The following is a 24,015-nucleotide window of genomic DNA, read 5'->3' on the forward strand; positions in this document are numbered from 1 at the left end:
AATGGCACATTCCCTATTTTTGTATCCCAGTTATGTCTGAAAAATTGATTAATTCACCTGTCAATCATTGGTGTGAATTTGAGTTCATCTCTAAAACAGTGAAGAACCCAAATATTCACATCAAAGGTAATTATTCATATTATTCTGCATATTGGGATCAGGGTTTTGAGCGCTGTGTGGTGCGTTATTTGCACGACAAACCCGCAACAACTGAGAAGCCGATAGACCAGCTACATATCGGTAATTTTGTCTGTTTTGGCGCAGAATGCGTGATTATGATGGGTGGTAACCAACTCCACCGCACGGACTGGATTTCAGCCTTTCCGTTTGATACACGGAGTTTTGTCCCTGCGGGTGACACAATCATTGGTGATGGATGCTGGATCGGCTCACGTGCCATGATTATGCAAGGTGTTACACTGGGTGAAGGTGCTGTCGTTGCTACAGGTGCTGTGGTGACTAAAGATGTGCCACCTTATGCAGTAGTAGGCGGAGTCCCTGCTAAAATTATTAAATATCGCTTTCCTGAAGAAGATATCAAAAAACTACTTTCCCTCAAGCTCTATGACTTAGATGAAAAGCAGTTTTTAAAGATGCGGGAAAAATTGCAGACGGATGATGTTGATACATTAATCAAATATCTAGATTAAATCCCGATTCAACATAGTTTTTCCAATCAATTATAAAATCATCGGAGTGTTTTAATTTCTGGATAGCAAAGGGAGTATAAGTTTCCAGCATATACAATTCTTTGGCATCTTGTTGTCCCACTGATACATATTTTTCATTCAATGTTACTTGTTTATTATATAAATTTCCTATATGAAATTCATCAATGAAATATTCAGTTCGTAGTTTACTGATAATAATATTTCCAAGAAATTTACTGTCACTAAAAGACAAATTAAATTTTTCAACTAACTTACTTAAAACTAAACGAAATATTTTCAAATCTTTTGAAAATTCCACACCAAATACAAACGCAATTAATATTAGGTTTTTTCTAAAATCATTAGTTTTCAAAATAGCATATTGATTAATTTTTCTTTTTAATTCACGTGAGTTGAAGTTTTTATAATTTTGTAATGCTAATACCCAAAAAAAGAATTCATTTAAAGCTTCTTTATGCTCCATCTCACCAATTCTATAAAGTTCTTCCTTCAATACATTTTCATAGTTAATATAAGGTTCCAAATTTGGAAATTTAATTGTTAAATCTATAAATTTTTCAAAATAATCAGCTGTTATCTCTGCTTCATAACCATAAAAATTCTGAACTGACTGTGATAATTGTGGCTTATTCATCACCAAAACAAAAACAATTTTAGGAATATCAAAGAAATGTTTAACCCTTTCAATTAATCGTATCGCAAAATCAGGACGACAACGATCCAATTCATCAATAATAAAAACTAAAGGTTTATCTAATTTTCCAGCTAATACAGCAAGTTCTTTCTTAAAGTCATGAATTGTTTGTTTCTCAACCTGATGATTCTCAATTTTCTTTTCGATTTTCTCCTTAACTTTTGCAGCTATTTCCTCACTTGCTGTGTCATACAACGCTTTTCCTTCTTCATATACCTCTTTAAATGCTTCTCCAGCTCCACCCAAGCCAATCCAATGCATGCCCGCTTTAGCCGCAATCATTGGTATGACAGCCGCCAACGATATTAATACTGAAGCAGTCTTAGCATTAAAATCTTTAATTTCATCATCATCAATTTCTTCTGACTCTTTAAAAGTTTGACTTATTTCAGCTGCAATCGTTAAAAATGGATCTTCCAAATAATCATTAGCAAATGCATCCAAATAGATCACGTTATGCTGAGTATCATCTAAATGCTTCGCCCAATGACGGACAAACCACGTTTTACCCTCACCCCATCGTGCATCCAAAGCAAGAACAGCACCGCAGTTTAAGCGATCAACATAACTTGTAAGCTGCTCTCCTAAACGACGGCGATCCCAAAGATCACCTTCCCATGCAGTTTCAATATTCTCAAAATTATCTTTAGGCCAGTTTAATTGGTTATCTATCATTTCTATTTATATTCATTAAGTTAACTATGTATTGAGTATAGCAGTAGCGCTATAAATTAACATTTACACATGAGCATCTCGTAACTTGTCATAGCCTTTTCTCCAAATTCATTCTATAAAGAACTCACAAAATAAAAAAAACCACTTTTCAGGATGAATGATGACGAGAACCACTCAATTCAGGCATATTTATACTTGCCCTGCTGGCAGCAGTCGTCGCAACTTTTTGCGATGCGATTCATGTCTATACCCAGACACTTAGTTATCCCAACCCATTATTTTTCCATCAAGCTTGGTGGGTATTCCCAGGCTTTTTTATTGCCTTTGCTTTCATGGCATTTAGCTATATTCAACTTACACAACGACTTAAACACTATGTGATGACTCAGCTCAGTTGCCATCATGACGGCACTGCGCCCCTCGTCGAAAGCCTAATACTATTTGCCATAGTCTATATACTCAGCGGATTTGGCAATTTTCATCCAGAAGCACTTTGTTGGATTTTTTACATTAGCTTTTTTATTCGCTGGCTATTTAGCTATGAGCGTACATGGCTACTGATATTGGCCATCATGCTTGCCATTGGTGGCATGTTCTTTGAAGGACTATTGGCAGAGTTTGCATTAGTCAAATATCGCCATGAAGATATTTATAATGTGCCGTATTGGCTAGGTGGCGTATATATGCATGGCGCATTTGCCTTACGTGCAGGCATGCGTCGTTTTGTTTACCGTTAATTTTTTAAATTTGGAAGATTTAGAAATAAAAAAAGACCACTCAATCGGAGTGGTCTTTTTTTTGAATATGGTGGCTATGACGAGACTTGAACTTGTGACCCCCGCATTATGAGTGCGGTGCTCTAACCAACTGAGCTACATAGCCTTAAACTGTGCGCGCATTATGGAGGGATATTTAAATATCGTCAAGCCCATAATGCGCGTATTTGATCAAAATTTGTTGAAGTGAACCGATAAGCCGGGTTCTGTCGAGGACGATCATTCCTCTAGGCGTACAATCACTCATACGCTCAAGCGACCTACCCGGATCCAGCATGGGCCATGCCTAAAGGATCCCTATTTGGTCTTGCTTCCGGTGGGGTTTACCATGCCATGAACTGTTACCAGTCATGCGGTGCGCTCTTACCGCACCCTTTCACCCTTACCTCCGATTTTGATTGCTCAAAACCATAGTGAAGGCGGTCTACTCTCTGCTGCACTTTCCGTCGGCTCACACCGCCCAGGCGTTACCTGGCACCTTGCCCTATGAAGCCCGGACTTTCCTCCCCTGCTTTAGTCACGGAGACCTATACACAGCAGCGATCGTCTGGTTCACTTCGGGGCGCATTCTAACAAATCTGACAACTAATTGCTTGATGTTTTTTGAGCAGTTAGTTTTTCGTACTTTTGTTGAAGCTGTTCCTGAGTTTCAGGATGAGCTGGATCCAATGGAATACAATCTACCGGACAGAACAACTGACACTGCGGTTTATCGTGATGCCCAACGCATTCCGTACACAAATCAGGGTTAATCTCATAAATGAGTTCCCCCATGAAAATCGCCTCATTGGGGCATACAGGTTCACAGACATCGCAGTTGATGCATTCATCAGTGATATATAAAGACACTCTACCAACCTTGCTGTTGTTTACGCTTAAAGGCTTCCACAACAGCTTGTGGTACAAACTGAGTGACATCACCATTTAAACGTGCAATTTCACGCACGAGCGTAGATGAAATAAACGAATATTGCTCTGATGGGGTTAAGAACACGGCTTCAAATTTACTGTCCAAACGGCGATTCATATTTGCCAATTGAAATTCATATTCAAAATCTGAAACTGCACGTAAACCACGTAACACGGCTGTTGCTTTTTGCTCGTTAAAGAAGTTGACCAACAGCCCATCAAAACCTACAAACTCAACATTTGACAAATGACTTAAAGACTCTTGCGCTAGTGCAACACGTTCTTCCAGACTAAACACAGGGTTTTTGTGATGTCCAATTGCAATTGCCACGACAACTTCGTCAAACATGCGTGATGCACGTGTCACTAAGTCGATATGACCATTAGTAATTGGATCGAATGTGCCCGGATAAATTACACGAGTTTTAGACATCCAGTTGTACTCTGTTATTTTGTAGATGGGTATTTTAACAAAATCTTGATTTATAGGTGAAGTCAGCTTGTAAATTTAAAAACTTCATCTTATTCAAAGTTCGGGTACAATAGTGCTAAGTTTGGAAGTTTTTGATTATGACGAAAGCAGTAGTTAAAAAAAATAGTAGCAGTACGATTGCCCTAAATAAGCGTGCGCGTCACGATTATTTCATTGAAGAAAAATTTGAAGCGGGCCTTTCATTACAAGGCTGGGAAGTCAAATCAATGCGTGCGGGTCGAATGACTATCGTAGAGAGCTATATTACGTTTAAAAATGGTGAAGCATTTTTATTCGGCGCTCAAGTGCAACCTTTACTGAGTGCTTCGACACATGTGGTGCCTGAAGCAACACGTACTCGTAAATTATTGCTGAACCGCCGTGAAATTGAAAAACTACAAGGTGCAATTAACCAAAAAGGTTATTCATGTGTGCCTTTGGCATGTTACTGGAAAGGTCCTCATGCCAAACTTGAAATTGCCCTAGTAAAAGGTAAACAGCTTCACGACAAGCGTGCAACGGAAAAAGACCGTGATTGGCAGCGCGATAAAGCCCGTATTTTTCATAAATAAGGTCAATAAAAAAACCTCCAAAATGGAGGTTTTTTTATTTTTAAATTGCAGATTTAGCAGAATTTCAACCCACCAAAACAGTTGGTCCGAACTTCCTGATTTCCCAAGACCTGATTTTTTAAAGTTAAATTGGCCGCACCTGCATTACTGAGGTTAATTGAACCGACATTTTTATAAATCGGTAAACCAAATGCTGCACCGACAGCAGAACCTAAGGGAATATAAATCGGTTCATTGGTTAAAATTTGCGATACTTTTTGTGCAACTTGAGGCAAGACGCCTGAAATATCCACTTCAGATGTTGGATTTAATTTGCCAATATTGATCGGGTCTTTAAATGACATCCACCAACCTGTACGTGCAATATCATCTGCATTGGCATCTGGCCAACTAATATCTTGAGATTGAAGCGATAAATAACCGGCTGTGCCATTTAATGGAATGTTATGAATCATATTTAAGGCTTGCTCAAAGGTAATGTTCATTTTCAAACCATCAATTGATGAGCCAGAATCCATAAAGAACTGCGCCCCTTCTACCCATAACAAATTACGGTCAAGTTTGACCTGTAAACTACCACTATCACGGTTGAGTTGAATCGATGGCACTGTCGCACTGATATTTTTGGCAACGGCTTGAGTTTGTCGTTTTCCGTTGATGGTAATTTCAGGGACGGTAAATGGCACATTCATTGAAGGAATTTTTAAACCCTTACTATTTTCAGGTTGACTTACAAAGCTACGATCATTGTTCCAAATCGTATTAATCACCAAGTTCCCCGATAAAGTCTCACTGCTGCTATCCCCAAAGATCGCGGCTTGGGTCTTTGCTGTCCCTGTAGTCGGTGCAATTTTCATATAACCGCTCAGTGACTTAATCCCATCTGTCGGCGCACCCGTGTTTTGAATACCAGTGGTCAATAAACCTGTAATTGATTCAGCACTGACACGGAAGCCTTTAACTTCGCGTAAAGCGGCTTGTTTTGGGTTTTTAATTGCAAATTCAATAAACGGATTTTTCAGTTCGGCACTTGTTGACGCTCGATCACCATTAAAGACGGGATTACCGTTGGCATCAGTTGAAGTAGCATTACCACTCAACGCCAGATGACGAATATCAATATCACAGCCATTTGACCCATTTACCCCACCACAGCCGAGTTGCAAACTTTTGACATTGACGTTCAGATCCATCACGGCATCTAAACTGAGTTTGTAGAAACCAATATTTTCATCGACCATTTGTTGGTTGACCAAAATAGGATCGGTATAGGACATATTCATCAATGCAGCACCATTGATGGCAGACAATTCTTCATCTGCTAATCCCACCAATCCTTCTGCTGCAAAAACAACGTCAGAAACACATAAGGTCAATGCCATTGCGACTATTGTTTTTTTCACGATTATTTAATCCTTTTTAATATTCGTCACTCATCCCGAGTGAAATTTATGAGAAGATTAAGTCAATAGCGTTGGCGTAAATGAATGGCAATTTGTGACACGCATCACAACTCAATTATACAAAATGCCAATTTTCACGAATTTTAGGCCAATAAAAACCCCAGTAACATTTCCATCACTAGGGTTTTCAAAGATTTATAAATGATAGTTCAAACGATTTATTTACAAATTAATTAACTTTATTTAACAACAGTCCCAGATATTCACCAAACCAAATAGCAGTTTCTAAATCACCCGCAGGTGGCGTGACTTCAACAGGCGCATTATCCGATTGTGTCATTAAACCTAAAAAGCTCGACATCCGATTTAAATCTGTTGTGCTTCGTCCAGTTGGCATCAATGGAAGACCGCTCCACAGCATGCCGTGCTGCATGGCGAATAAATTGATTTGCTGCAATACTGCTAATTTATCTCCACTTAAGCCGCCACCATTGGTAAAACCAGCGGCTAACTTGCCTTGCCATGTCCGTGCTAACCAGCGTTTAGATGATTGCTCCATGAATAATTTCATTGCCGCACTCATACTGCCCATATAGGTTGGGCATCCAAAAACGATGGCATCTGCACTGTCCAATTCATCCCAATCCACATGCTCTACATTCATGAGATGGACTTTTACACCGGCTTTTTCTGCACCTTGTACAATGAAATTCGCCACTTTGGCAGTGTGCCCATAGGGGCTGTGGTAAACAACAGCAAGAGATTTAGCAGTCAAAGACATAACATTTAAAAGTCGATAGATTCAGTCAAGTTTAGCATTTTCAAAGCATAAAGACGAATGTTGCCATACGTCCTGTTTTCGCTTCTCGGCGATAAGAAAAATATTCATCAGCTTGTAAAAAGGTACATTGGTCGCCACCGGTTACAGCTTTAACCCTATGTAATGCAAGAATATAACGCGCTATCGCATAAAGATCAGCATAATATTTGCCTTCCTTTACACCAGCTTTAAATGCACTTTCAAGTTCTGGATATTTGGAACAAAAGGCAGCTTTGACTTCTGCGCCAATTTCAAAACTCTCTTGGCAAATGGCTGCCCCCAACCAAGCCCATGTTGGCTGAGTGTGCATGGCTGCAATGGTGTTTTCCACAATACCATTAGCCAAGCCCTTCCAACCTGCATGCAGATTGGCAACTTCTGTCCCGTCAGCATTACCCAAAACCACGGGTAAGCAGTCTGCGGTCATCATCATCAGGGCATGGTGTTTTGACTGCGTGACCATACCATCGCCTTCGGGTGCAACAAAGTTGATCTGTTCATCAATGCGATGGCATAGCGTACTGTGCGTTTGGTTCATCCAGGTGATTTTATTCACGCCATATTTAGCAAAGTCTTTGAGCAATTGCATCCGGTGCTTTTGCACACGCGCTGCATCATCTCCCACATGCAATGCCAGATTAAATCCTGCCAATTCAGGTTGTTCAGCGGGTTGCGTCTGATCATGATGAACTCGAGTTTGTCCCACAAAAACACCCTGTGGAAGTCCCTGAACAAATTGCATGTTGCCGTCCTTTTCTATCTATGGCGTGTAAATCAGTTTAAAACTTAATAAGCTTTGTTTTCGCTACGTAATACTTCAACCAATTGATTAAAGTCTTCAGGCCATGGTGCTTCAAACATCATGTCTTCACCTGTACGTGGATGAACGAGACCCAATTTAACCGCATGTAAAGCCTGACGTTTAAAGCCACGTAAAGTGTCATCTAATAACACCGACGCGCCTGCAGGCATACGTACACGTGGTACATACACTTGATCGCCCACAAGACCATGACCGATATAAGTAAAATGCACACGAATTTGATGGGTACGACCCGTTTCTAAACGTGCTTGAACGCGGGTAAAGTTTTGGAAACGTTCTTTCACATTATAGTGAGTCACCGCATCTTTACCGCCCGGCAAGACTGCCATTTTAATGCGATCAACAGGATGACGTTTAATTGGTTCATCGACTGTACCGCCAGCAATAATGTTGCCATATACGATCAAATCGTAAATACGGTAAACCGATTTCTTCGCCAATTGCTTACTTAAAGAAAATTGGGATTCGAGGTTTTTCGCAACAACCAACAGACCTGAGGTGTCTTTATCAATACGATGCACCAAACCTGCACGGGTCAACTCTGAAGATTTTGGGTAATGGTGCAAAATTGCATTCACCAATGTGCCTGTACTGTTTCCAGCGCCCGGATGAACAACCATACCGACAGGTTTATTAATCACCATAATATCGTCATCTTCATAGACAATATTAAGTGGAATATCTTCGGGTAAGCTACGGGTTTGTGCTTCTAACTCGACGTCTAAAGTCAGTAACTCTGTGCCTTCGCATTTGTACTTTGGTTTCACAGTGTTACCATTGACCAACAAATGGCCCTCTTTGAGCCACTGTTTTAGCTTTTCACGAGAAAAATCAGTCCAAACCAGTGCTGAAACCTGATCAATACGTTGTCCTAAATAGCTTTCATCCAATTGAAATTGCAACGATAAACGTGTTGCAGTTGAGTCTGAAGTATGGTTATCTGCATCCTCAGAATCTTCAAGTAAATTGAAATCAGTTTCAGGGAAATTAGAATTGGAAGATTGTGCTTGACTCATTTGCTCATTCAGACAAAAGTGGTTTAATAGTTCAATTGTAGCTCATTGCCCGTATTAACAGAGGAATTTTTATGTCGCTACCAAAATATAAAATGACAATGCTTGCTCTAACAATAGGCATTGCATCGGCAATGGTAGGCTGTAGCAGTAATCCAAAGAAAGAAGTGGTCGACACAGGTCCACAATCAAGCGAACAGATTTATATCGAAAAAGCACAAAAAGCGCTTGAACGTAACCAATATACAGATGCAGCAAAACACCTTGAAGCTCTAGAGACCTATTACCCTACAGGTAACTATGCGCAGCAAGCACAACTTGAACTATTGTATGTAAAGTTTCAGCAAAAAGACTATGAAGGTGCGATTGCACTTGCAGACCGTTTTATTCGTATGAACCCACAACATCCGCAAGTTGATTATGCGTACTACGTGCGTGGTGTTTCAAACATGGAGCAAAACTACAATGGTTTGCTTCGCTATACTTCTTTAAAGCAATCGCATCGTGATGTGAGCTATCTCAAAGTGGCTTATCAAAACTTTGTCGACTTTATCCGTCGCTACCCATCGAGCGAATATGCAGTCGATGCCGCACAACGTATGAAGTTCATCAGTCAAGAATTGGCTGAAAGCGAAATGAATGCGGCACGTTTTAATGTGAAGCGTAAAGCATGGTTAGCTGCTGTTGAACGTTCACTTTGGGTGATCGAACATTATCCGCAAGCACCGCAAGTTCCAGAAGCTCTAGCGACTGTAGCCTATGGTTACGACAAACTTGGTGATAAAACCACGTCTCAGCAATACATCGAAGTGCTTAAGCTAAACTATCCAAAACTTGTGAAGTCAGACGGTACAGTCAATATGCGTGCTGCACGTAGTGAAGGCAGCTTCCTTAACCGTGCAACTTTGGGTATTTTCGGTAAAGAAGCACAGACGATGTCTGAGCAAACCTCTACAGACGCGGTTGAAACTGATGAAGAAAAACGTAGTTTAACTAATCGTTTAAGCTTTGGCTTATTGGATCGTCCTCATAGCGAAAAAAACTGAGTCGTCAGAATCAGCTGAATAATATAGTCGCAACGAAGGTCGATTTTTCACAAAGGGCAAGTTAGAATACTTGCCCTTTTATCTTTTCAGGATCTACAGATTCGGTTAGATTAAAAGGTATACAATAGTTCGATGGACGATGCTGTACTGCATCCCCACTGAACTTACAGCATTGCTGATTTCAACATATTTCACGAACTGCCCAAATTCAATAGATAGACAGATAAAACAGCATGGCCATTCCTCAACATACAATTGATCAAATTTTAGATCGCACCGATATTGTCGATGTGATTGGTCAATTTGTGAAATTGAAAAAGACTGGGCGCACCTACTCAGGATGCTGCCCATTCCATCAGGAAAAATCGCCATCTTTCCATGTCTATCGTGATAAACAATATTTTCACTGCTTTGGTTGTCAGGCCAATGGTAATGCCATCCGTTTTTTAATGGATATTGGTAGCCGTAACTTCATCGAAGTAATGAAGGATTTATCTAGCCAAACGGGTATTGAACTACCGAAAGACAATAACGATTCCAATAAACTCAAATATAAACGCGAATCTAAACCCAAACCTGTACAAAAACCTCCAATCGAAGCAAAAGCTCTGCCGCCCAAAACAGGCGAAACCGACACAAATCCTGCTGCAGTAAATTTCGAACACGACCCATTTGCTGAGTTTCAAAATAACGAAGATGCGTTTTATGGGAACGATCCCTTTGCTCACTTTGACCAAGTTACCAATGGTTTTGAAGATGTGCCGCAAGACGGAAACTTATATGACTTGCTGGAAAATGTCGCACAGTTTTATGAGCAACAACTACCACTCAGTCCAATCGGGCAAGCTTATTTTAAACAACGGGGTCTCAGTGCAGACACCATTGCCTATTGGCGTTTAGGCTATGCCCCCGAAGATTGGCAACATCTGGAAAAAGCCTTTCCACAAGATATCGAAGGACTCAAACTCCTCGGTTTGATTCGCACCAGTGATAGTGGTCGTGACTTTGACTTACTGCGTGAGCGGGTGATTTTCCCGATTCGAGATGCGAAAGGTCGTGTGGTCGGTTTTGGTGGTCGTGCCCTAAATGATGAAATCAAACCGAAGTACATCAACTCCCCAGACTCTGAAGTTTTCCATAAAAACCAGTTACTTTATGGTTTATATGAAGGCCGTAAACAAAAAGCCCAAGATTGGTTAATGGTCGAAGGTTATATGGATGTTATTGCCCTACAGCAATATGGCATTCATGGCGCTGTAGCGACTTTAGGGACTGCCAGTAATACTGAACATTTAAACATTTTATTTAAGCAAAATAGCCGCATTACCATTGCATTTGATGGTGATGCCGCAGGTCAAAAAGCAGCTCGTCGTACGCTCGAAATTGCCCTTCCATTACTGAATGATGGACGTGAACTTAAATTCTTTGTATTGCCGAATGACCATGACCCAGATTCATTGATCCGTCGTGAAGGTATTGAAAATTTTCGACGGTTACTGCACACCTCACCGCTTCTTTCTGAATTTGTTTTTGCACATTTAACGCAAAATCATAATGTCAGTTCACCTGAGGGTAAAAGTCAGGTGATGGGTGAACTCAGACAGCTCACTGAACTGTTGCCGAAAGGTGGTTCATATCGTTATTTGCTACAACAATATTTCCGTGAAAAATTAGGGTTCAGCCGAAAGTGGCAGCCTCAAGTCAATAATGATGCGTCTCTGAGCTTTAGTACAAAAATTGATGCTGAAGAATATGTGATTGCGATTTTGATCAATCATCCTTATCTTTACATTCATTTTGAGCCTTTACGCGCTTTAGTTTCACAAGATTTATTGCTTTATCATGTTTTAAATATTTTCAATGTGATTTTTGATGAATTGCCTGATGATCCAGAGTTATCGACCTATTATGTACTCGGTGCATGTGCAGCTCATCATCATGAATTACAACATATTTTAGAGCATGCCAATATCAGTGACTATACGTCATCACCTGAACAGGCAGATAAACTTGCAGCAGATTTATCGACAAAATTGCAATATCAATTCTTACAACTCAAGATCAAGTCGAATAAGTTTTCTAGCCTTGCTGAAATGCGTAATTTAAAACAACGTATTTATGATATTGATAAAAAAAGATCGCTCACACTCCTTGAAGATTAAGTTTTAACTTCAAGTTCAAGCTGTGAACAATATACTATTCAATGAATCAGCTTATTTATTTCTTTGGTTTACGGCGATTTTCAGCCACATTAACTAAATCTTGTTCTAACATTTCAAAATAAGCAGGGTCTTCCGCCATCGCTGCATTGCGCAGCACGATAGAGGTCGGATGCAATAGTTTTTGGGTTAAACGATGCGACATTTCTTGCATAATCGTCGCAGCATCTTCGCCCTTTTGTAGACGATTCAGGGCTAAAGCCAGTTCTTCTTGACGCAATGACTCACCTTGTTCACGGTATGCATGAATCGTCGAGCCAGCCAAATTCACTTTTTGCTGTGTGATTAAATCTGTCGCAAGCTGATTGACCATGACTTCGGCTTCAACTGCCGCCTGACGACGCTGTGCCAAGTTTTCTTCAATGACAGTTTGCAGGTCATCGACACCATATAAATAAACGCCATCTAAACTTTCGACTTTGGCTTCAATATCTCGTGGTACAGCCAAATCAACCAACAGCATTTGTTTATAACGACGTTTTTTCAGTGCTGCTTTGACATCTGCAAAATAAATCACTTGATGTAAGCTTCCGGTACAACTTGAAATTACATCTGCGCGATGTAAATTGTCTGCCAAATCTGCAAAATCAATTATTTCAACTTCTACACGATGAGCAATCTCTTGGGATAAAGCTTCAGCACGGGCACGTGTACGGTTACAGATAATAATTCTACCCACACCCATTTCGGCTAAATGCTTCGCAACCAAGCTATTCATTTCACCAGCAGCAACAATCATGACCGTCAATTTTTCAGGCTGACTAAAAACCTGTAAAGCTAGCTGAGCAACGGCATAGCCCATCGACACCGCATGACTTCCTACCGCTGTTTCAGTACGCACTCGTTTTGCCGCATAAAAGGCATATTCAAAAATACGGTTTAAATTTGGGGAGACAGTTTCGGCATCTTTGGCTAAGGACAAAGCCGTTTTAACTTGACCTAAGATTTGAGGCTCACCAAGCATGAGCGAATCCAAGCCGCTAGCCACACGCATAAGGTGTGTCACCGCCTGTGCATTTTCATAACGATACACATGATTTGACAATTGCTTTACATCAATACCATTTGATTGGGCAAGCCAATTCAATACCATGTCTGCATTTTCAGACATCGCATAGACTTCAGTACGATTACATGTAGATACCACCACCATGTCATTGAGTTCAGGTGCATGGCTTTGCTGTTCAAGCAGCGCTGTTAACTTTTCAGGGTTAAATGCAATCTGTTCGCGCAGTTCTACAGAGGCGGTTTGATGGTTGACACCCAATGCAAAGAAAGACATATCAGATCATCATTTCGCTAAATTTATGCTATTGTGCATTATCGGCGTCATAAAAAGCATTACTTGGATCAAGAAAAATTGCGTCTAACAAATAGCCGACTGAACGGCCAGACAATAAAGCAGTATTCTACCACATTCTTACTTGTTGGTAGCATGGCTTCTACTGCCCCAATTCGGGCCGTGGGAGAAGTTTACCATGCAAATTCAGGATATGATGCAATTAAACAAAGTATGATTGCAGAATTTGCCTTAGCTTATAGCGACATCCCAACCGCGCTTCATAATTACACCGTGCTTGCAATCAAAAGTAAATCCACCATGGTCAAACAGCGTGCTTTAAACGTTGCTATTGAGCAAAATGATTTACAAGCAGCCTTAGATATTGCTACACATTGGGTTGTGCAAGAACCTGAAGATGTACCAGCATTATTTTATTTATCACATATTGCTTTGAAAGCCCATGAATATGAGCTTGCCGCCGAAACACTTGATAAAATTTTAACCATTGACCCAAATGCAGATTTAGAACAAATTTTGGCGGGTATTTCCCCTGAATCAGAGGAAGATCGCGCTTATCTGATTCAAGCACTGACCGCTAGCAAGGAGAAAACCAACCCTTCTATTTTGGTCTTAGTCGCAGGTTTACAAGCTCAAAATGGTGCCTTTGCTGATGCCTTAGACACCATTAATTTAGCACTGAAAAAACGCCCGAAAGTGACTGGTTATATCTTAATGAAAGCCAATTTACTTATGTCGTTAGGTGATGAAGAAGAAACCTTAAAATGGTTCGAAAAATCCAGCCGTAAACACCGCAACAATATGGAAGTTCGCTTAGCAGAAGCAAAATATTTAATTAAAATCAATCAGTCAGAATTAGGTCTAGAAAAACTCGAAGATATACTAAAGAAATGGCCATCTGCTGAAGAACCGCTATTTATGGCAGGTTTGACCAGTATTGACTTAGAGCTTTATGAAAAAGCCGAAAAGTATTTGGTGGAGTTACGTTATTCGAGCAAATACCAAAATGAAGCGTATTACTATCTCGCAGTAAATGCTGAACGCAAACAGCATTATGAAACGGCAAAAGCCTATTATCGCCTTGTTGATGGCAGTCTTTATACAGTTTCACGGCGCAATATGATCAGCATTTTTAGCCAGCAAAATAAGCTGCATGATGCACTGCGCTTTTTAACCCAAGAGCGGGTTAATTATCCTCAACATGCCAGTTTCTTATATCTTGCTCAGGCGGATATTTTAAAACGCATGAACAATAAAAAAGCAGCAGTCCGTTTGCTTGATGAAGCGGTAAGAAACTTGCCCGAAGATCCTGAGCTCATTTATGCCGAAGTTCTACTGCTCGACGCCCATCAAGATAAAGATAGACTCGACCAATTACTAAAACAATTACTTGAAATTGAACCCAATAGCCCGACCTATTTAAATGCATATGCCTATACCTTGGCGGTACAAAATAGACGCTTAGATGAAGCCCGAAAATACGTCGAACATGCCTTAGAATATGCTCCTGAGCAGGCCTCAATTTTAGATACGTTCGGTTATATTTGTTATTTGCAAAATGATTTTAGTACATCTGCATCTGTTTTGGCCAAAGCGTATGAACTGAGTAATAGTTTAAAAATTGGCATTCGCTATGCACGATCAGTCTTCATGCAAGGTGATATGAATAAATTTGACGCGTTGTTACAACAACTCCAACAAAAACATCCGAATGATCCGCAATTAGAGCAACTACATTCGTTATTGTTACCCCAACCCATGAAAAAGAGTTAGAAAGACTTTATGCAAGTATCTTCAAAATTTGGGGTATCTGCCCTGACCTGCTGCGCTTTATTTTTTACCGGTTGTCAGCAATATGTTAAAACACCCAATCAACCCAGCCCTGAAGAAGTCGCTGCAAATCAATTCAACTTACAAGGTAAGATTGGTGTGCGCACGCCACAACAGTCAGGAAGTGCTTTTTTTACTTGGGTTCAAGACCGCAATGAATATGATATCGAACTGAGTGGCATATTAGGTGTTGGAAAAACTCAAATCAGCGGTAAACCCGGTCAAGTTCAACTCAATAGTGCAAAAACCGGTTTGATTGAAGCAGCAACACCAGAAGAATTACTCGAACGTGCTACGGGTTGGCAAGCTCCCATTACCCACCTCATCGACTGGGTACAGGCGCGCCCTGCAACCACACAAGCAAAAATTCAACGCGATACTGCGCAGCGCCCACAACAGATTATTGAAGATGGTTGGACCGTTGACCTCAGTTATAACGAGACTGCGACGGTACCGAACAAGTTAATTTTAAAACAAGCACTTGAATCCGGTCAGGAAAACCGTATTACAATGGTGATTCAAAATCGTTAATTTGCCTAAAAGCTGAGCTATGACTTCCATGATTCGTGTACCTTCTCCTGCAAAACTCAATTTGTTTTTGCACATTACTGGCCGACGTCCGAATGGATATCACGAATTACAAACGATTTTTCAGCTCATCGATTTATCTGATTGGGTGGAATTTCATCCACGCGCAAATTCAGCTGATGAAGATTTTATTCAAATTGAGGGCTTAAACAGCGTCAATCTAGAGCAAAATTTAATTTATCGTGCTGCTCAAATACTCAAACCGTTTGCTAAAGCACTGACTGCACAAAAAATCCACATTGAAAAAAATATTCCGATGGGTGCAGGGCTCGGTGGTGGTTCATCCAATGCAGCCACCACCCTAATCGTGCTCAATCAACTATGGAAATGTGGTCTAAATACCGAACAACTTGTAGAACTCGGCTTACAACTTGGGGCAGATGTTCCCGTGTTTGTACATGGTCTAAATGCATGGGCAGAAGGCATCGGTGAACACTTAACATTCATAGATTTAGCTCAAAAACAGTACATTGTGTTAAAACCTGACTGTTTTATCAGCACTCAACTGCTTTTTTCACAAAAAACGTTGACAAGAGACTCAAAGCCCACTAAATTTTGCGGCTATCAGGAAACGCCATCTGATTTTGGAAATAACTTTGAGCCTGTGGCACGAAGCTTATATCCCGAAGTCGATGAAGCAATGCGGTACTTAGATCAGTTCGGTACAGCAAAGCTTACAGGTACAGGTGCTTGTGTATTTACTGAAGTGACTGAAAATATGAATATTGATGACATATTGAAAAATGCACCATGTAAATCTTACTTGGTTCGCAGTTTACAAGAATCACCATTACGTCATTTTGAAGTTTGATATAGGGGCGTCGCCAAGTGGTAAGGCACCGGGTTTTGATCTCGGCATCCGTTGGTTCGAATCCAGCCGCCCCTGCCATCTTTTTTCACCTGTAGATGTAATTGCTGTAAAGTATTAGGGGCGTCGCCAAGTGGTAAGGCACCGGGTTTTGATCTCGGCATCCGTTGGTTCGAATCCAGCCGCCCCTGCCATTTACTTTATTCGCTATTTCATCAATTTAGGGGCGTCGCCAAGTGGTAAGGCACCGGGTTTTGATCTCGGCATCCGTTGGTTCGAATCCAGCCGCCCCTGCCATTTACTTCAAAAAAGACAGAGCATAATTTGCAGTATCTTTGTTGTTTCAACTTGACAAAATACCGTAAAAATATTAAAGTTCTGCCGCATTAGGGGCGTCGCCAAGTGGTAAGGCACCGGGTTTTGATCTCGGCATCCGTTGGTTCGAATCCAGCCGCCCCTGCCATCTAATTCTCCAATTTGCCAACCGCCAAGGGTGCTTCATGCCCAATCTTGTCGTTTTTAGTGGATCTGCACATCCACAATTCGCCCAAAAAGTCGTTAGCCACCTTCATATCCCTCTAGGTGCTGCATCTGTAGGTCAATTTTCTGACGGTGAAATCGCTGTCGAAATTACTGAAAATGTTCGTGGTAAAGACGTATTCATCGTACAACCAACTTGTGCTCCAACTAACGATAACCTTATGGAAATCTTAGTTATGGCTGATGCTTTGCGTCGAGCAAGTGCTGGTCGTATCACTGCTGTCATTCCTTATTTTGGTTATGCTCGTCAAGACCGTCGTCCACGTTCAAGCCGCGTGCCAATTACAGCAAAAGTTGTTGCAGATATGCTCACAACTGTTGGTATTGACCGCGTTGTCATGATCGACCTTCATGCTGACCAAATCCAAGGTTTCTTCGATATTCCTGTAGACAACATCTACGGTACTCCTGCACTTTTAGCAGATCTTCGTCAACAGTCACACGACAACTTAATGGTTGTTTCTCCTGACGTTGGTGGTGTAGTACGTGCGCGTGCTGTAGCTAAGCAAATGGGTGATATCGATCTTGCGATCATCGACAAACGCCGTCAAAAAGCGAATGAATCTCAAGTAATGCACTTGATCGGTGACGTTAAAGGCCGTGACTGTGTCATCGTTGATGATATGGTGGATACAGCAGGTACATTGTGTAAAGCTGCTGACGCACTAAAAACTTTTGGTGCTCGCAAAGTTGTTGCTTACGCAACTCACCCTGTACTTTCTGGTAAAGCTTTAGAAAACTTGAAAAACTCTGTGATTGACGAATTGGTTGTAACAGACACTATTCCGCTTTCAGAAGAAGCTCAAGCTCTTGGTAAGATTCGCCAAGTTTCAGTTGCAAGTATGGTTGCTGAAACAATTCGTCGTATTAACAACGAAGAATCTATTAGCGCAATGTTCGATTCTTATCTATAATATAGCGCTAAATTTAAAAGCCCTGCCTTTTGGTGGGGCTTTCTATCACTAGACTGGTCGAAGGTCTAGTCAATTAAACTTAAATAGGAATGTCTATCATGGCAAACTTCGTATTAAATGCAGTAGCACGTGAAGAAGCAGTACAAGGGAAAGGTTCGAGCCGCCGCCTTCGTCTTCAAAATAAAGTACCAGCAATCATCTACGGTGGTGCAGCTGAACCTGTAGCAGTTACTTTGGAACTTCGCGAACTTGTTAAAGCTTTAGAAAACAACGCATTCTTTGAAGAAGTTGTTGAAATCAACATCGACGGTAAAGCTGAAAGCGTTAAAATCCAAGCTTTACAACGTCACCCAGCTAAAAACACTCCTATGCACGCTGACTTCAAACGCGCATAAGTGTTAAATGGTGTAAATGAGTGAGTAAACTTTCACTGATTGTTGGTTTGGGTAACCCAGGTTCTGAGTATGCCCAAACCCGCCATAATGCAGGCTTCTGGTTCGTAGAACGCCTTGCAGAACAATATGGCATCCAACTCAAAGCTGATCCTAAATATAAAGGCATCAGTGGTCGTGGTAATATCGAAGGTCAAGACGTTCGTCTGCTGTTACCCACAACCTTTATGAACCTCTCTGGTCAAAGTGTTGTTCCCTTCGCCAAATTCTATCAAATTGCTCCTGAAGCAATACTTATCGCACACGATGAACTTGATATGAACCCTGGTGTCATTCGCCTGAAAACTGGCGGTGGTCATGGTGGTCATAATGGTTTGCGCGATATCGTCCCGCATATTGGTCCAAATTTCCATCGTTTACGTATTGGTATTGGTCATCCTGGTTCTAAAGAACGTGTCTCAGGCCATGTCTTAGGTAAAGCACCAAGTAGTGAACAAGGCTTAATGGATGATGCTATTGCACATGCCTTATCACGTACTAAATTGTTGGTAAGTGGTGAGATTCAGCAAGCTATGAACCAGATCAACGCTTACAAATAGAACTGACAATTCCACAAATTGTTGAACAATACTTATTGCCATCTGAATGATTTCAGAGCAAAATGCGCTTGCATTTGACTGCTCACCCAGCATTCAAGAGATTGTTCCACCATAAGATACGATCTTAGGTCTACCAAGGAGACGCTAGCCATGCTATCTCGTTTATTAAAAGCTAAAATCCACCGTTGCGTCGTTACACAAGCAGAATTACATTATGAAGGTTCTTGTGCAATTGACGGTATTCTTCTAGATTTAGCCGGTATCCGTGAATATGAAGAAATTCATATGTGGAACGTGACTAATGGTAAGCGTTTTACCACTTATGCCATTCGTGGTGAAGAAGGTTCTGGCATTATCTCTGTAAATGGCGGTGCTGCTCACCAAGCAGATATTGGCGACTTGATGATTATCGCAACTTTTGGCGATTTCACAGAAGCTGAAGCAAATGCACATAAGCCACGTTTAGTCTATGCGAACCCAAACAACACTGTGAACCACACAGCGAACTGTATTCCAGTTCAAGTTGCTTAATTCAAGCATTTAAAGATTCTAAAAAGCCCGCAAAATTTGCGGGCTTTTTTATGGCTGAACTATGCATTATTGACTGCAAAAATTCAGTATTAGACGCATATCACTACATACAACTCAACAGCTCAACTTATCTTCCCTGCTCTCGGGCCCTTCCACCATGCTTGGTTTTGTTTACAATCAAAGGGCTGTAAATGCTCTCCGACCAAACCCACCAACAAAGGCTGACCATTTTCTTGTACCTTTAGCTCTGCATATTGCGCATCGCGATAGCACGACTCCAAGCCTTCAGCAAATAAAAAGCTGCTCGCAGCGGGATATAAACCCTCAAATCTATTGTCAGGATTTTTGAGCACCAGTTTTGTGGATGAGCTTGGATACTGCGCTAACAACTCTGGGTTGAAACTGGTTCGAATCACTCTACGCTGTGCATCAAGCTGCACATAACTCACAATACTTTTTTGATCGACAAAATAGTCACGGTGTACATTTTCTTCTGTGTTCGCTTTGGCAGCCTGCCCATTGGCAGATTGCTCTTTTGATGGCTGACCACCAAAATAGAGCTGATAATTCAAGGCCATATAATCACCTTGAATCAAAGAGCGTGGATCGACAGGCTGCAGCTTTACATAAATACTATGACTGTTTGCCAGATGCCATTCATGACGTGCAATCATCAGCACAAATAAAAGAATACTGAGTACAGCCAAACCAACAGGAAGTATTTTTTTATTAAGTATGGTCATCACACATCTCCCCCTTATTTAAGCTGTATCGCAGATAACATCTTGGTAATGCCAAGCAGCAAAAGGCCAGAGATCAAAATCGTTAAACTTTTCAATAAAAAACTCAGACCCAAATTGTAGTACAGCATCCATAAGCTAAAAATGATCAACACGATGCTCAGGGCTTTAACCAAAGATTGCTGATAGACCTGCGCCCATGCCAATAAAACCAATAATAAGAAAATTTCAAAATAACCCATCGCAATCAGCACAAGGCCCAATAGCAGTAACGGCCATTTTTCGCTCCCCGCCTGTTTTTTCTGATTTGCGATGTAAAGGCCAAGCCAAACCACAGGCAGTAGATAAACGATAAACAGGTCAAGAACACCATGTTGGGTCTGTTCAAACTGTAGAATGTTATTTGACAACGTCTGCAACACTACATCCGCCAATGCGATGCATAACATCCATAACACAACACTTTTTCGATACATCGTGTGCAACCACGCTGTTGCACTCCCGAGCAAGAAAATCAGTAGAATATAATTCAATCCAGTCACAGCTAAGATGATATGTTCATCGCTCATAAAAAGATTGGCATCAAATAGTGTGGCCACTGCAAAGCCGTATCCTGCAATGAGTTGAATAAAAACAATAAACCAATGCATTCGACTAAACAAACAGAGCAAGATAACGCCAATTTGCAACACTAAAATAAACGAAATGCTATTGGTTAAGCTCTCTGTATGAATGAAGACCGCAGATTGGCCACATACCCATAAGCAGTAAGCAAATTGGCGACTAAAGATACTTTTAGCTCGTCGAATCAACCACCAAGCCACAGCCACAAAAACTAAGCCCATGACGATCGAAAATGCCTTCCAATAGGTCAGCAATAAACTCGATAAAATAATGCCTGCCAACCATGCCCCAATCGCTAAAGGAATAACCACAAATTTAGTCTGTGGCAAAAATTTCATCAGTGCCCAACTGATCACCGCAAACCAAGCAAATATCAGCAAGGCAAAAACCAACAATCCTGCACTCGAGTCAGATAAAATATGTTCTGCCCATTGGAAAATCAAAATACTGAAACTCGCGGCGAGACCTGCAGCTTGTAAACTGGTTTCTAATGCACGATGTTGTCGATAAAAATAGATAATCAGATAAATTGGAAGCAACAATGCAAAAATTAAATATTGCCATTGATACTGATCTACCCCATTTCCACAGTATAAAAACATGCAATACATCGACATTAGTGTAATGAATGCAATAAATACAAAGCGCAGTGCAGCATAATATTTCAAACACAAGGTCACACATATTGCCGTCAATATATTCATACAAAGTAAATACCACCATGAATGATCAACGATTAAATAGCTTTGTTTAAAATATAAAAATAATGCCAATTGACTGATCAAACACAGTAGCGTAAAGACTCCGATATTCGGTCGATATAACCAAGGTAAAAGCAGCAAAGCCCACACCAAAAACAACAGATAACTGTCTGCACCTGTTTGATAGACCTGCCCAATCACAGCCAAACACAATCCAAGCAACAAACCGCTTAAAGTATCTAAACTTTGCTGAATCCAAACACGACTTGCAAAATATACACTCGTCACAGCACTAAGTACTAACAGCAACATTGGAATTGCCAATTGAATGAATTTTGGCAACATCAACCAGTTTGCCGCGATCAAATACACGAAACTGGCTGCTATCAGTGCAACACCAATCACTTGCAGATACCGAATAACCTGTACATCTTGGAACAGATCTGTTGAAAACTCTTGATCTAACTGTGAATGATGCAGCTTTATATTCTGCTGCTGAGAATGCTGAGGAGCGGTCATTTTTTATCATTATGCAATCATGGTTGATTTATCGGCACGATAGCATGCTTTGACACACTTTATATAAATGCTTACAAATCCAATCTTATAAATTTACTTATCTAAAATTTTGCAAATGATTCTAAGCAATAATCCCCCATCATCACTCAAACAGGTCTATACTCAAGACACATCGCTTCAGGGCGGGGTGAAATTCCCCACCGGTGGTAAATTTGCTGGGTTGAAAGCCCTACAAAAAGCCCACGAGCCAATCGTTTAAACGCGATTCGCAGATCAGGTGCAATACCTGAGCCGACGGTATAGTCCGGATGAAAGAAGACGACGTCACATCTCTATATCATTGATCATTTTCAATATATATCGTAACGCCACTATTTCACATGTCCTGAAATGTTCAACCGTATCTAAAATTTACGCGAGCGTTTCAATGTCTAGTTTAATTCAACCCGAAATTTTCTTTTCTGCCCTTCCACCTGCAGAACAGCGAATGCTGCAAGCCTTAGAAGACATTCGTCAAGGCAAGCCTGTTTTAGTCATGGACGATTTTGACCGTGAAAATGAAGCCGACCTGATTGTTGCTGCAGAAACACTGACTGTAGAAACCATGGCACGCATGATTCGTGACGGTTCAGGGATTGTCTGCCTGTGTTTAACCGATGCTCAGGCTAATCATTTAGAACTTCCACCCATGGTGTCTGATAACTCTAGCCATTTTAAAACTGCCTTTACCGTAACCATTGAAGCTGCGGAAGGTGTTACTACTGGCGTTTCAGCAAAAGACCGAACAACTACAGTCAAAGCCGCAATTAAAGATGGTGCTGTTGCTAGTGACTTAAACCGTCCGGGTCATGTTTTTCCTTTACGTGCGCGTGAAGGCGGCGTATTGACCCGTCGTGGACATACTGAAGGGACTATTGATTTGGCACGTCTGGCCGGTTTAAAACCTGCAGGTGTTTTGTGTGAATTAACCAACCCAGACGGCACAATGGCCAATGGCGTACAAGTTTTAGCGTATGCACAAACCCATCATTTGACTGTACTCACCATTGAAGAAATTGTGCAATATCGTTTACAGCACAATCTCTAGTGCGAATTAATTAAAACTCTACACATTCATAAAAAGGCTGATTGAATCAGCCTTTTTTATTTTTTACTGTACATTTCAAGTTAAGAATTAAACCGTGAATATGCTATAGATCCCGTAGATGGCAACTACCACTAAAATCAGCCCACACAGTGCCAACAATTTTTTATACCAGCGTGATTTCGACAATCGATGAAAAGACAAATACACCAAAGACAAAGTTGCGAAATCTAAAACGATCCAACTCAGGGTCAACACAATTAAACTCAGATTAAGATGAGGAGTAATTCCTACAAACTGCGGGAAAAATGATGCGAAAAAAATAATATCCTTAGGATTTGAAATTCCCACGATCAATCCTTTCTTAAAGCCCCCTTGTGCTGCTTTTAACTGCAGAGATTGTGCAGTGGGCTGTATAGTTACTTCTTTTAAAATATCAAATCCAATATAAGCAATATATAAACAACCCAGTATTTTGATGCCATCGAGCCAATGCGCATTCACATTTAAAATGCCTTTTAAAATACACACAGACAGTACGATCAAAATCAATGACGCAAAATTCGTCCCCACAATGGTTTGAAATGCCTTTTTATATCCGCCTTGTAAACCTGCACTCGCGACCAACAGCATCACAGGTCCAGGTGTTGCAATCATCACGATGACTGCCACACAATATAAAAAGTACTCCGAATAATTCACGCTGAGATTCCTTCACTTATTTTTTTACATCACGATAAATTTCATAAATA

The 24,015-nt window shown here is 40.8% G+C and carries 24 protein-coding genes, 5 tRNA genes, 1 other RNA gene and 1 riboswitch; of the genes, 17 read left to right on the top strand and 13 right to left on the bottom strand.

What is annotated here, in order from left to right; all coding sequences use genetic code 11:
- Positions 1-32: 32 nt before the first annotated feature.
- The gene (locus B1201_RS02275) at positions 33-650 is read left to right on the top strand and encodes a CatB-related O-acetyltransferase (RefSeq protein ID WP_078192167.1); all 618 of its coding nucleotides are present in this window, start codon (positions 33-35) and stop codon (positions 648-650) included.
- On the opposite strand, the gene B1201_RS02280 is transcribed toward B1201_RS02275, so the two are convergent.
- Positions 634-2,040 carry a KAP family P-loop NTPase fold protein gene (locus tag B1201_RS02280; RefSeq protein ID WP_078192168.1) on the bottom strand — a complete coding sequence of 469 codons (1,407 nt, stop codon included), beginning with the start codon at positions 2,038-2,040 and terminating at the stop codon, positions 634-636. The genes B1201_RS02275 and B1201_RS02280 overlap by 17 nt on opposite strands.
- 332 nt (positions 2,041-2,372) lie before the next feature.
- Here B1201_RS02280 and B1201_RS02285 point away from each other — a divergent pair, with 332 nt between their 5' ends.
- Positions 2,373-2,777, top strand: coding sequence for a hypothetical protein (locus B1201_RS02285; protein ID WP_228144739.1), 405 nt, complete (start codon positions 2,373-2,375; stop codon positions 2,775-2,777).
- 68 nt (positions 2,778-2,845) lie between these two features.
- Here B1201_RS02285 and B1201_RS02290 read toward each other — a convergent pair.
- The 4 genes from B1201_RS02290 to coaD form a co-directional block, all read right to left on the bottom strand.
- A tRNA-Met gene (locus tag B1201_RS02290) sits at positions 2,846-2,922 on the bottom strand.
- A 73-nt stretch (positions 2,923-2,995) separates the two neighbouring features.
- An RNA gene (gene rnpB / locus B1201_RS02295) (RNase P RNA component class A) lies at positions 2,996-3,375 on the bottom strand.
- Positions 3,376-3,401: 26 nt separating this feature from the next.
- Positions 3,402-3,665, bottom strand: a complete 264-nt coding sequence (locus B1201_RS02300) for a YfhL family 4Fe-4S dicluster ferredoxin (protein WP_078191349.1) — start codon at positions 3,663-3,665, stop codon at positions 3,402-3,404.
- A 1-nt stretch (position 3,666) separates the two neighbouring features.
- On the bottom strand, positions 3,667-4,158 hold the full coding sequence (coaD, locus tag B1201_RS02305) for a pantetheine-phosphate adenylyltransferase (RefSeq protein ID WP_078191350.1): 492 nt from the start codon (positions 4,156-4,158) through the stop codon (positions 3,667-3,669).
- Between the two features lie 137 nt (positions 4,159-4,295).
- Here coaD and smpB point away from each other — a divergent pair, with 137 nt between their 5' ends.
- Entirely contained in the window at positions 4,296-4,769 is a 474-nt protein-coding gene (gene smpB, locus B1201_RS02310) for an SsrA-binding protein SmpB (protein ID WP_078191351.1), read from the top strand.
- A gap of 53 nt (positions 4,770-4,822) precedes the next feature.
- Here smpB and B1201_RS02315 read toward each other — a convergent pair whose 3' ends face one another.
- The 4 genes from B1201_RS02315 to rluD form a co-directional block, all read right to left on the bottom strand.
- Positions 4,823-6,172 carry a hypothetical protein gene (locus B1201_RS02315; RefSeq protein ID WP_078192170.1) on the bottom strand — a complete coding sequence of 450 codons (1,350 nt, stop codon included), beginning with the start codon at positions 6,170-6,172 and terminating at the stop codon, positions 4,823-4,825.
- 229 nt (positions 6,173-6,401) lie between these two features.
- The gene (locus B1201_RS02320; RefSeq protein ID WP_078192171.1) at positions 6,402-6,953 is read right to left on the bottom strand and encodes a flavodoxin family protein; all 552 of its coding nucleotides are present in this window, start codon (positions 6,951-6,953) and stop codon (positions 6,402-6,404) included.
- 40 nt (positions 6,954-6,993) lie between these two features.
- A complete protein-coding gene (gene pgeF, locus B1201_RS02325) occupies positions 6,994-7,734 on the bottom strand; it encodes a peptidoglycan editing factor PgeF (RefSeq protein ID WP_078192172.1) in 741 nt (246 codons plus the stop codon).
- 44 nt (positions 7,735-7,778) lie between these two features.
- Positions 7,779-8,831, bottom strand: coding sequence for a 23S rRNA pseudouridine(1911/1915/1917) synthase RluD (gene rluD / locus B1201_RS02330; protein WP_078192173.1), 1,053 nt, complete (start codon positions 8,829-8,831; stop codon positions 7,779-7,781).
- A 71-nt stretch (positions 8,832-8,902) separates the two neighbouring features.
- Between rluD and B1201_RS02335 the strand changes: the two genes are divergently transcribed.
- Both B1201_RS02335 and B1201_RS02340 read left to right on the top strand, forming a co-directional pair.
- A complete protein-coding gene (locus B1201_RS02335; protein ID WP_078192174.1) occupies positions 8,903-9,874 on the top strand; it encodes an outer membrane protein assembly factor BamD in 972 nt (323 codons plus the stop codon).
- Positions 9,875-10,107: 233 nt separating this feature from the next.
- On the top strand, positions 10,108-12,036 hold the full coding sequence (locus B1201_RS02340; RefSeq protein ID WP_078192175.1) for a DNA primase: 1,929 nt from the start codon (positions 10,108-10,110) through the stop codon (positions 12,034-12,036).
- Between the two features lie 55 nt (positions 12,037-12,091).
- Here B1201_RS02340 and hemA read toward each other — a convergent pair whose 3' ends face one another.
- Positions 12,092-13,375 carry a glutamyl-tRNA reductase gene (hemA, locus tag B1201_RS02345; RefSeq protein WP_078192176.1) on the bottom strand — a complete coding sequence of 428 codons (1,284 nt, stop codon included), beginning with the start codon at positions 13,373-13,375 and terminating at the stop codon, positions 12,092-12,094.
- 78 nt (positions 13,376-13,453) lie between these two features.
- On the opposite strand from hemA, the gene B1201_RS02350 reads away from it, so the two are divergent.
- The 11 genes from B1201_RS02350 (at position 13,454) to panD (ending at position 19,595) form a co-directional block, all read left to right on the top strand.
- Positions 13,454-15,166: a hypothetical protein gene (locus tag B1201_RS02350; protein ID WP_078192400.1), complete on the top strand. Its 1,713-nt coding sequence runs from the start codon at positions 13,454-13,456 to the stop codon at positions 15,164-15,166.
- A 9-nt stretch (positions 15,167-15,175) separates the two neighbouring features.
- On the top strand, positions 15,176-15,754 hold the full coding sequence (gene lolB, locus B1201_RS02355; protein WP_078192177.1) for a lipoprotein insertase outer membrane protein LolB: 579 nt from the start codon (positions 15,176-15,178) through the stop codon (positions 15,752-15,754).
- A gap of 28 nt (positions 15,755-15,782) precedes the next feature.
- Positions 15,783-16,622 carry a 4-(cytidine 5'-diphospho)-2-C-methyl-D-erythritol kinase gene (ispE, locus tag B1201_RS02360; protein WP_078192178.1) on the top strand — a complete coding sequence of 280 codons (840 nt, stop codon included), beginning with the start codon at positions 15,783-15,785 and terminating at the stop codon, positions 16,620-16,622.
- Positions 16,623-16,625: 3 nt separating this feature from the next.
- Positions 16,626-16,700: transfer RNA gene (locus tag B1201_RS02365), tRNA-Gln, on the top strand.
- Positions 16,701-16,738: 38 nt separating this feature from the next.
- A tRNA-Gln gene (locus B1201_RS02370) sits at positions 16,739-16,813 on the top strand.
- Positions 16,814-16,841: 28 nt separating this feature from the next.
- Positions 16,842-16,916: transfer RNA gene (locus B1201_RS02375), tRNA-Gln, on the top strand.
- 91 nt (positions 16,917-17,007) lie between these two features.
- Positions 17,008-17,082: transfer RNA gene (locus tag B1201_RS02380), tRNA-Gln, on the top strand.
- Between the two features lie 37 nt (positions 17,083-17,119).
- A complete protein-coding gene (locus B1201_RS02385) occupies positions 17,120-18,073 on the top strand; it encodes a ribose-phosphate pyrophosphokinase (protein ID WP_078191360.1) in 954 nt (317 codons plus the stop codon).
- 98 nt (positions 18,074-18,171) lie between these two features.
- Entirely contained in the window at positions 18,172-18,468 is a 297-nt protein-coding gene (rplY, locus tag B1201_RS02390; protein ID WP_078192179.1) for a 50S ribosomal protein L25, read from the top strand.
- Positions 18,469-18,488: 20 nt separating this feature from the next.
- Entirely contained in the window at positions 18,489-19,064 is a 576-nt protein-coding gene (gene pth / locus B1201_RS02395) for an aminoacyl-tRNA hydrolase (RefSeq protein WP_078192180.1), read from the top strand.
- A gap of 150 nt (positions 19,065-19,214) precedes the next feature.
- Positions 19,215-19,595: an aspartate 1-decarboxylase gene (gene panD, locus B1201_RS02400; RefSeq protein WP_078192181.1), complete on the top strand. Its 381-nt coding sequence runs from the start codon at positions 19,215-19,217 to the stop codon at positions 19,593-19,595.
- A 122-nt stretch (positions 19,596-19,717) separates the two neighbouring features.
- Here the strand turns inward: panD and B1201_RS02405 are convergent, their stop codons facing one another.
- Positions 19,718-20,338, bottom strand: coding sequence for a GDYXXLXY domain-containing protein (locus tag B1201_RS02405; protein WP_078192182.1), 621 nt, complete (start codon positions 20,336-20,338; stop codon positions 19,718-19,720).
- A gap of 14 nt (positions 20,339-20,352) precedes the next feature.
- Positions 20,353-22,179, bottom strand: a complete 1,827-nt coding sequence (locus tag B1201_RS02410; protein WP_078192183.1) for a DUF2157 domain-containing protein — start codon at positions 22,177-22,179, stop codon at positions 20,353-20,355.
- A 170-nt stretch (positions 22,180-22,349) separates the two neighbouring features.
- A riboswitch (FMN riboswitch) is annotated at positions 22,350-22,503 on the top strand.
- Positions 22,504-22,606: 103 nt separating this feature from the next.
- Between B1201_RS02410 and ribB the strand changes: the two genes are divergently transcribed.
- Complete coding sequence (gene ribB / locus B1201_RS02415) at positions 22,607-23,266, top strand: 3,4-dihydroxy-2-butanone-4-phosphate synthase (RefSeq protein WP_078191365.1); 660 nt, start codon at positions 22,607-22,609, stop codon at positions 23,264-23,266.
- Positions 23,267-23,353: 87 nt separating this feature from the next.
- Here the strand turns inward: ribB and B1201_RS02420 are convergent, their stop codons facing one another.
- Positions 23,354-23,965 (bottom strand): LysE family translocator, encoded by a 612-nt coding sequence (locus B1201_RS02420; protein WP_078192184.1) that lies wholly within the window; start codon positions 23,963-23,965, stop codon positions 23,354-23,356.
- Positions 23,966-24,015 lie beyond the last annotated feature (50 nt).

The organism is Acinetobacter sp. ANC 5600, assembly GCF_002018395.1.
In the GTDB taxonomy this organism is placed as follows: Bacteria; Pseudomonadota; Gammaproteobacteria; order Pseudomonadales; family Moraxellaceae; genus Acinetobacter; species Acinetobacter amyesii.

Excerpts from the sequence above, each read along its gene's own strand:
- B1201_RS02275 (WP_078192167.1), top strand. The coding sequence starts at position 33 with ATGTCTGAAAAATTGATTAATTCACCTGTCAATCATTGGTGTGAATTT.
- B1201_RS02280 (WP_078192168.1), bottom strand. The coding sequence starts at position 2,040 with ATGATAGATAACCAATTAAACTGGCCTAAAGATAATTTTGAGAATATT.
- B1201_RS02285 (WP_228144739.1), top strand. The coding sequence starts at position 2,373 with ATGGCATTTAGCTATATTCAACTTACACAACGACTTAAACACTATGTG.
- coaD (WP_078191350.1), bottom strand. The coding sequence starts at position 4,158 with ATGTCTAAAACTCGTGTAATTTATCCGGGCACATTCGATCCAATTACT.
- smpB (WP_078191351.1), top strand. The coding sequence starts at position 4,296 with ATGACGAAAGCAGTAGTTAAAAAAAATAGTAGCAGTACGATTGCCCTA.
- B1201_RS02320 (WP_078192171.1), bottom strand. The coding sequence starts at position 6,953 with ATGTCTTTGACTGCTAAATCTCTTGCTGTTGTTTACCACAGCCCCTAT.
- pgeF (WP_078192172.1), bottom strand. The coding sequence starts at position 7,734 with ATGCAATTTGTTCAGGGACTTCCACAGGGTGTTTTTGTGGGACAAACT.
- rluD (WP_078192173.1), bottom strand. The coding sequence starts at position 8,831 with ATGAGTCAAGCACAATCTTCCAATTCTAATTTCCCTGAAACTGATTTC.
- B1201_RS02335 (WP_078192174.1), top strand. The coding sequence starts at position 8,903 with ATGTCGCTACCAAAATATAAAATGACAATGCTTGCTCTAACAATAGGC.
- B1201_RS02340 (WP_078192175.1), top strand. The coding sequence starts at position 10,108 with ATGGCCATTCCTCAACATACAATTGATCAAATTTTAGATCGCACCGAT.
- hemA (WP_078192176.1), bottom strand. The coding sequence starts at position 13,375 with ATGTCTTTCTTTGCATTGGGTGTCAACCATCAAACCGCCTCTGTAGAA.
- lolB (WP_078192177.1), top strand. The coding sequence starts at position 15,176 with ATGCAAGTATCTTCAAAATTTGGGGTATCTGCCCTGACCTGCTGCGCT.
- ispE (WP_078192178.1), top strand. The coding sequence starts at position 15,783 with ATGATTCGTGTACCTTCTCCTGCAAAACTCAATTTGTTTTTGCACATT.
- B1201_RS02385 (WP_078191360.1), top strand. The coding sequence starts at position 17,120 with ATGCCCAATCTTGTCGTTTTTAGTGGATCTGCACATCCACAATTCGCC.
- rplY (WP_078192179.1), top strand. The coding sequence starts at position 18,172 with ATGGCAAACTTCGTATTAAATGCAGTAGCACGTGAAGAAGCAGTACAA.
- panD (WP_078192181.1), top strand. The coding sequence starts at position 19,215 with ATGCTATCTCGTTTATTAAAAGCTAAAATCCACCGTTGCGTCGTTACA.
- B1201_RS02405 (WP_078192182.1), bottom strand. The coding sequence starts at position 20,338 with ATGACCATACTTAATAAAAAAATACTTCCTGTTGGTTTGGCTGTACTC.
- B1201_RS02410 (WP_078192183.1), bottom strand. The coding sequence starts at position 22,179 with ATGACCGCTCCTCAGCATTCTCAGCAGCAGAATATAAAGCTGCATCAT.
- ribB (WP_078191365.1), top strand. The coding sequence starts at position 22,607 with ATGTCTAGTTTAATTCAACCCGAAATTTTCTTTTCTGCCCTTCCACCT.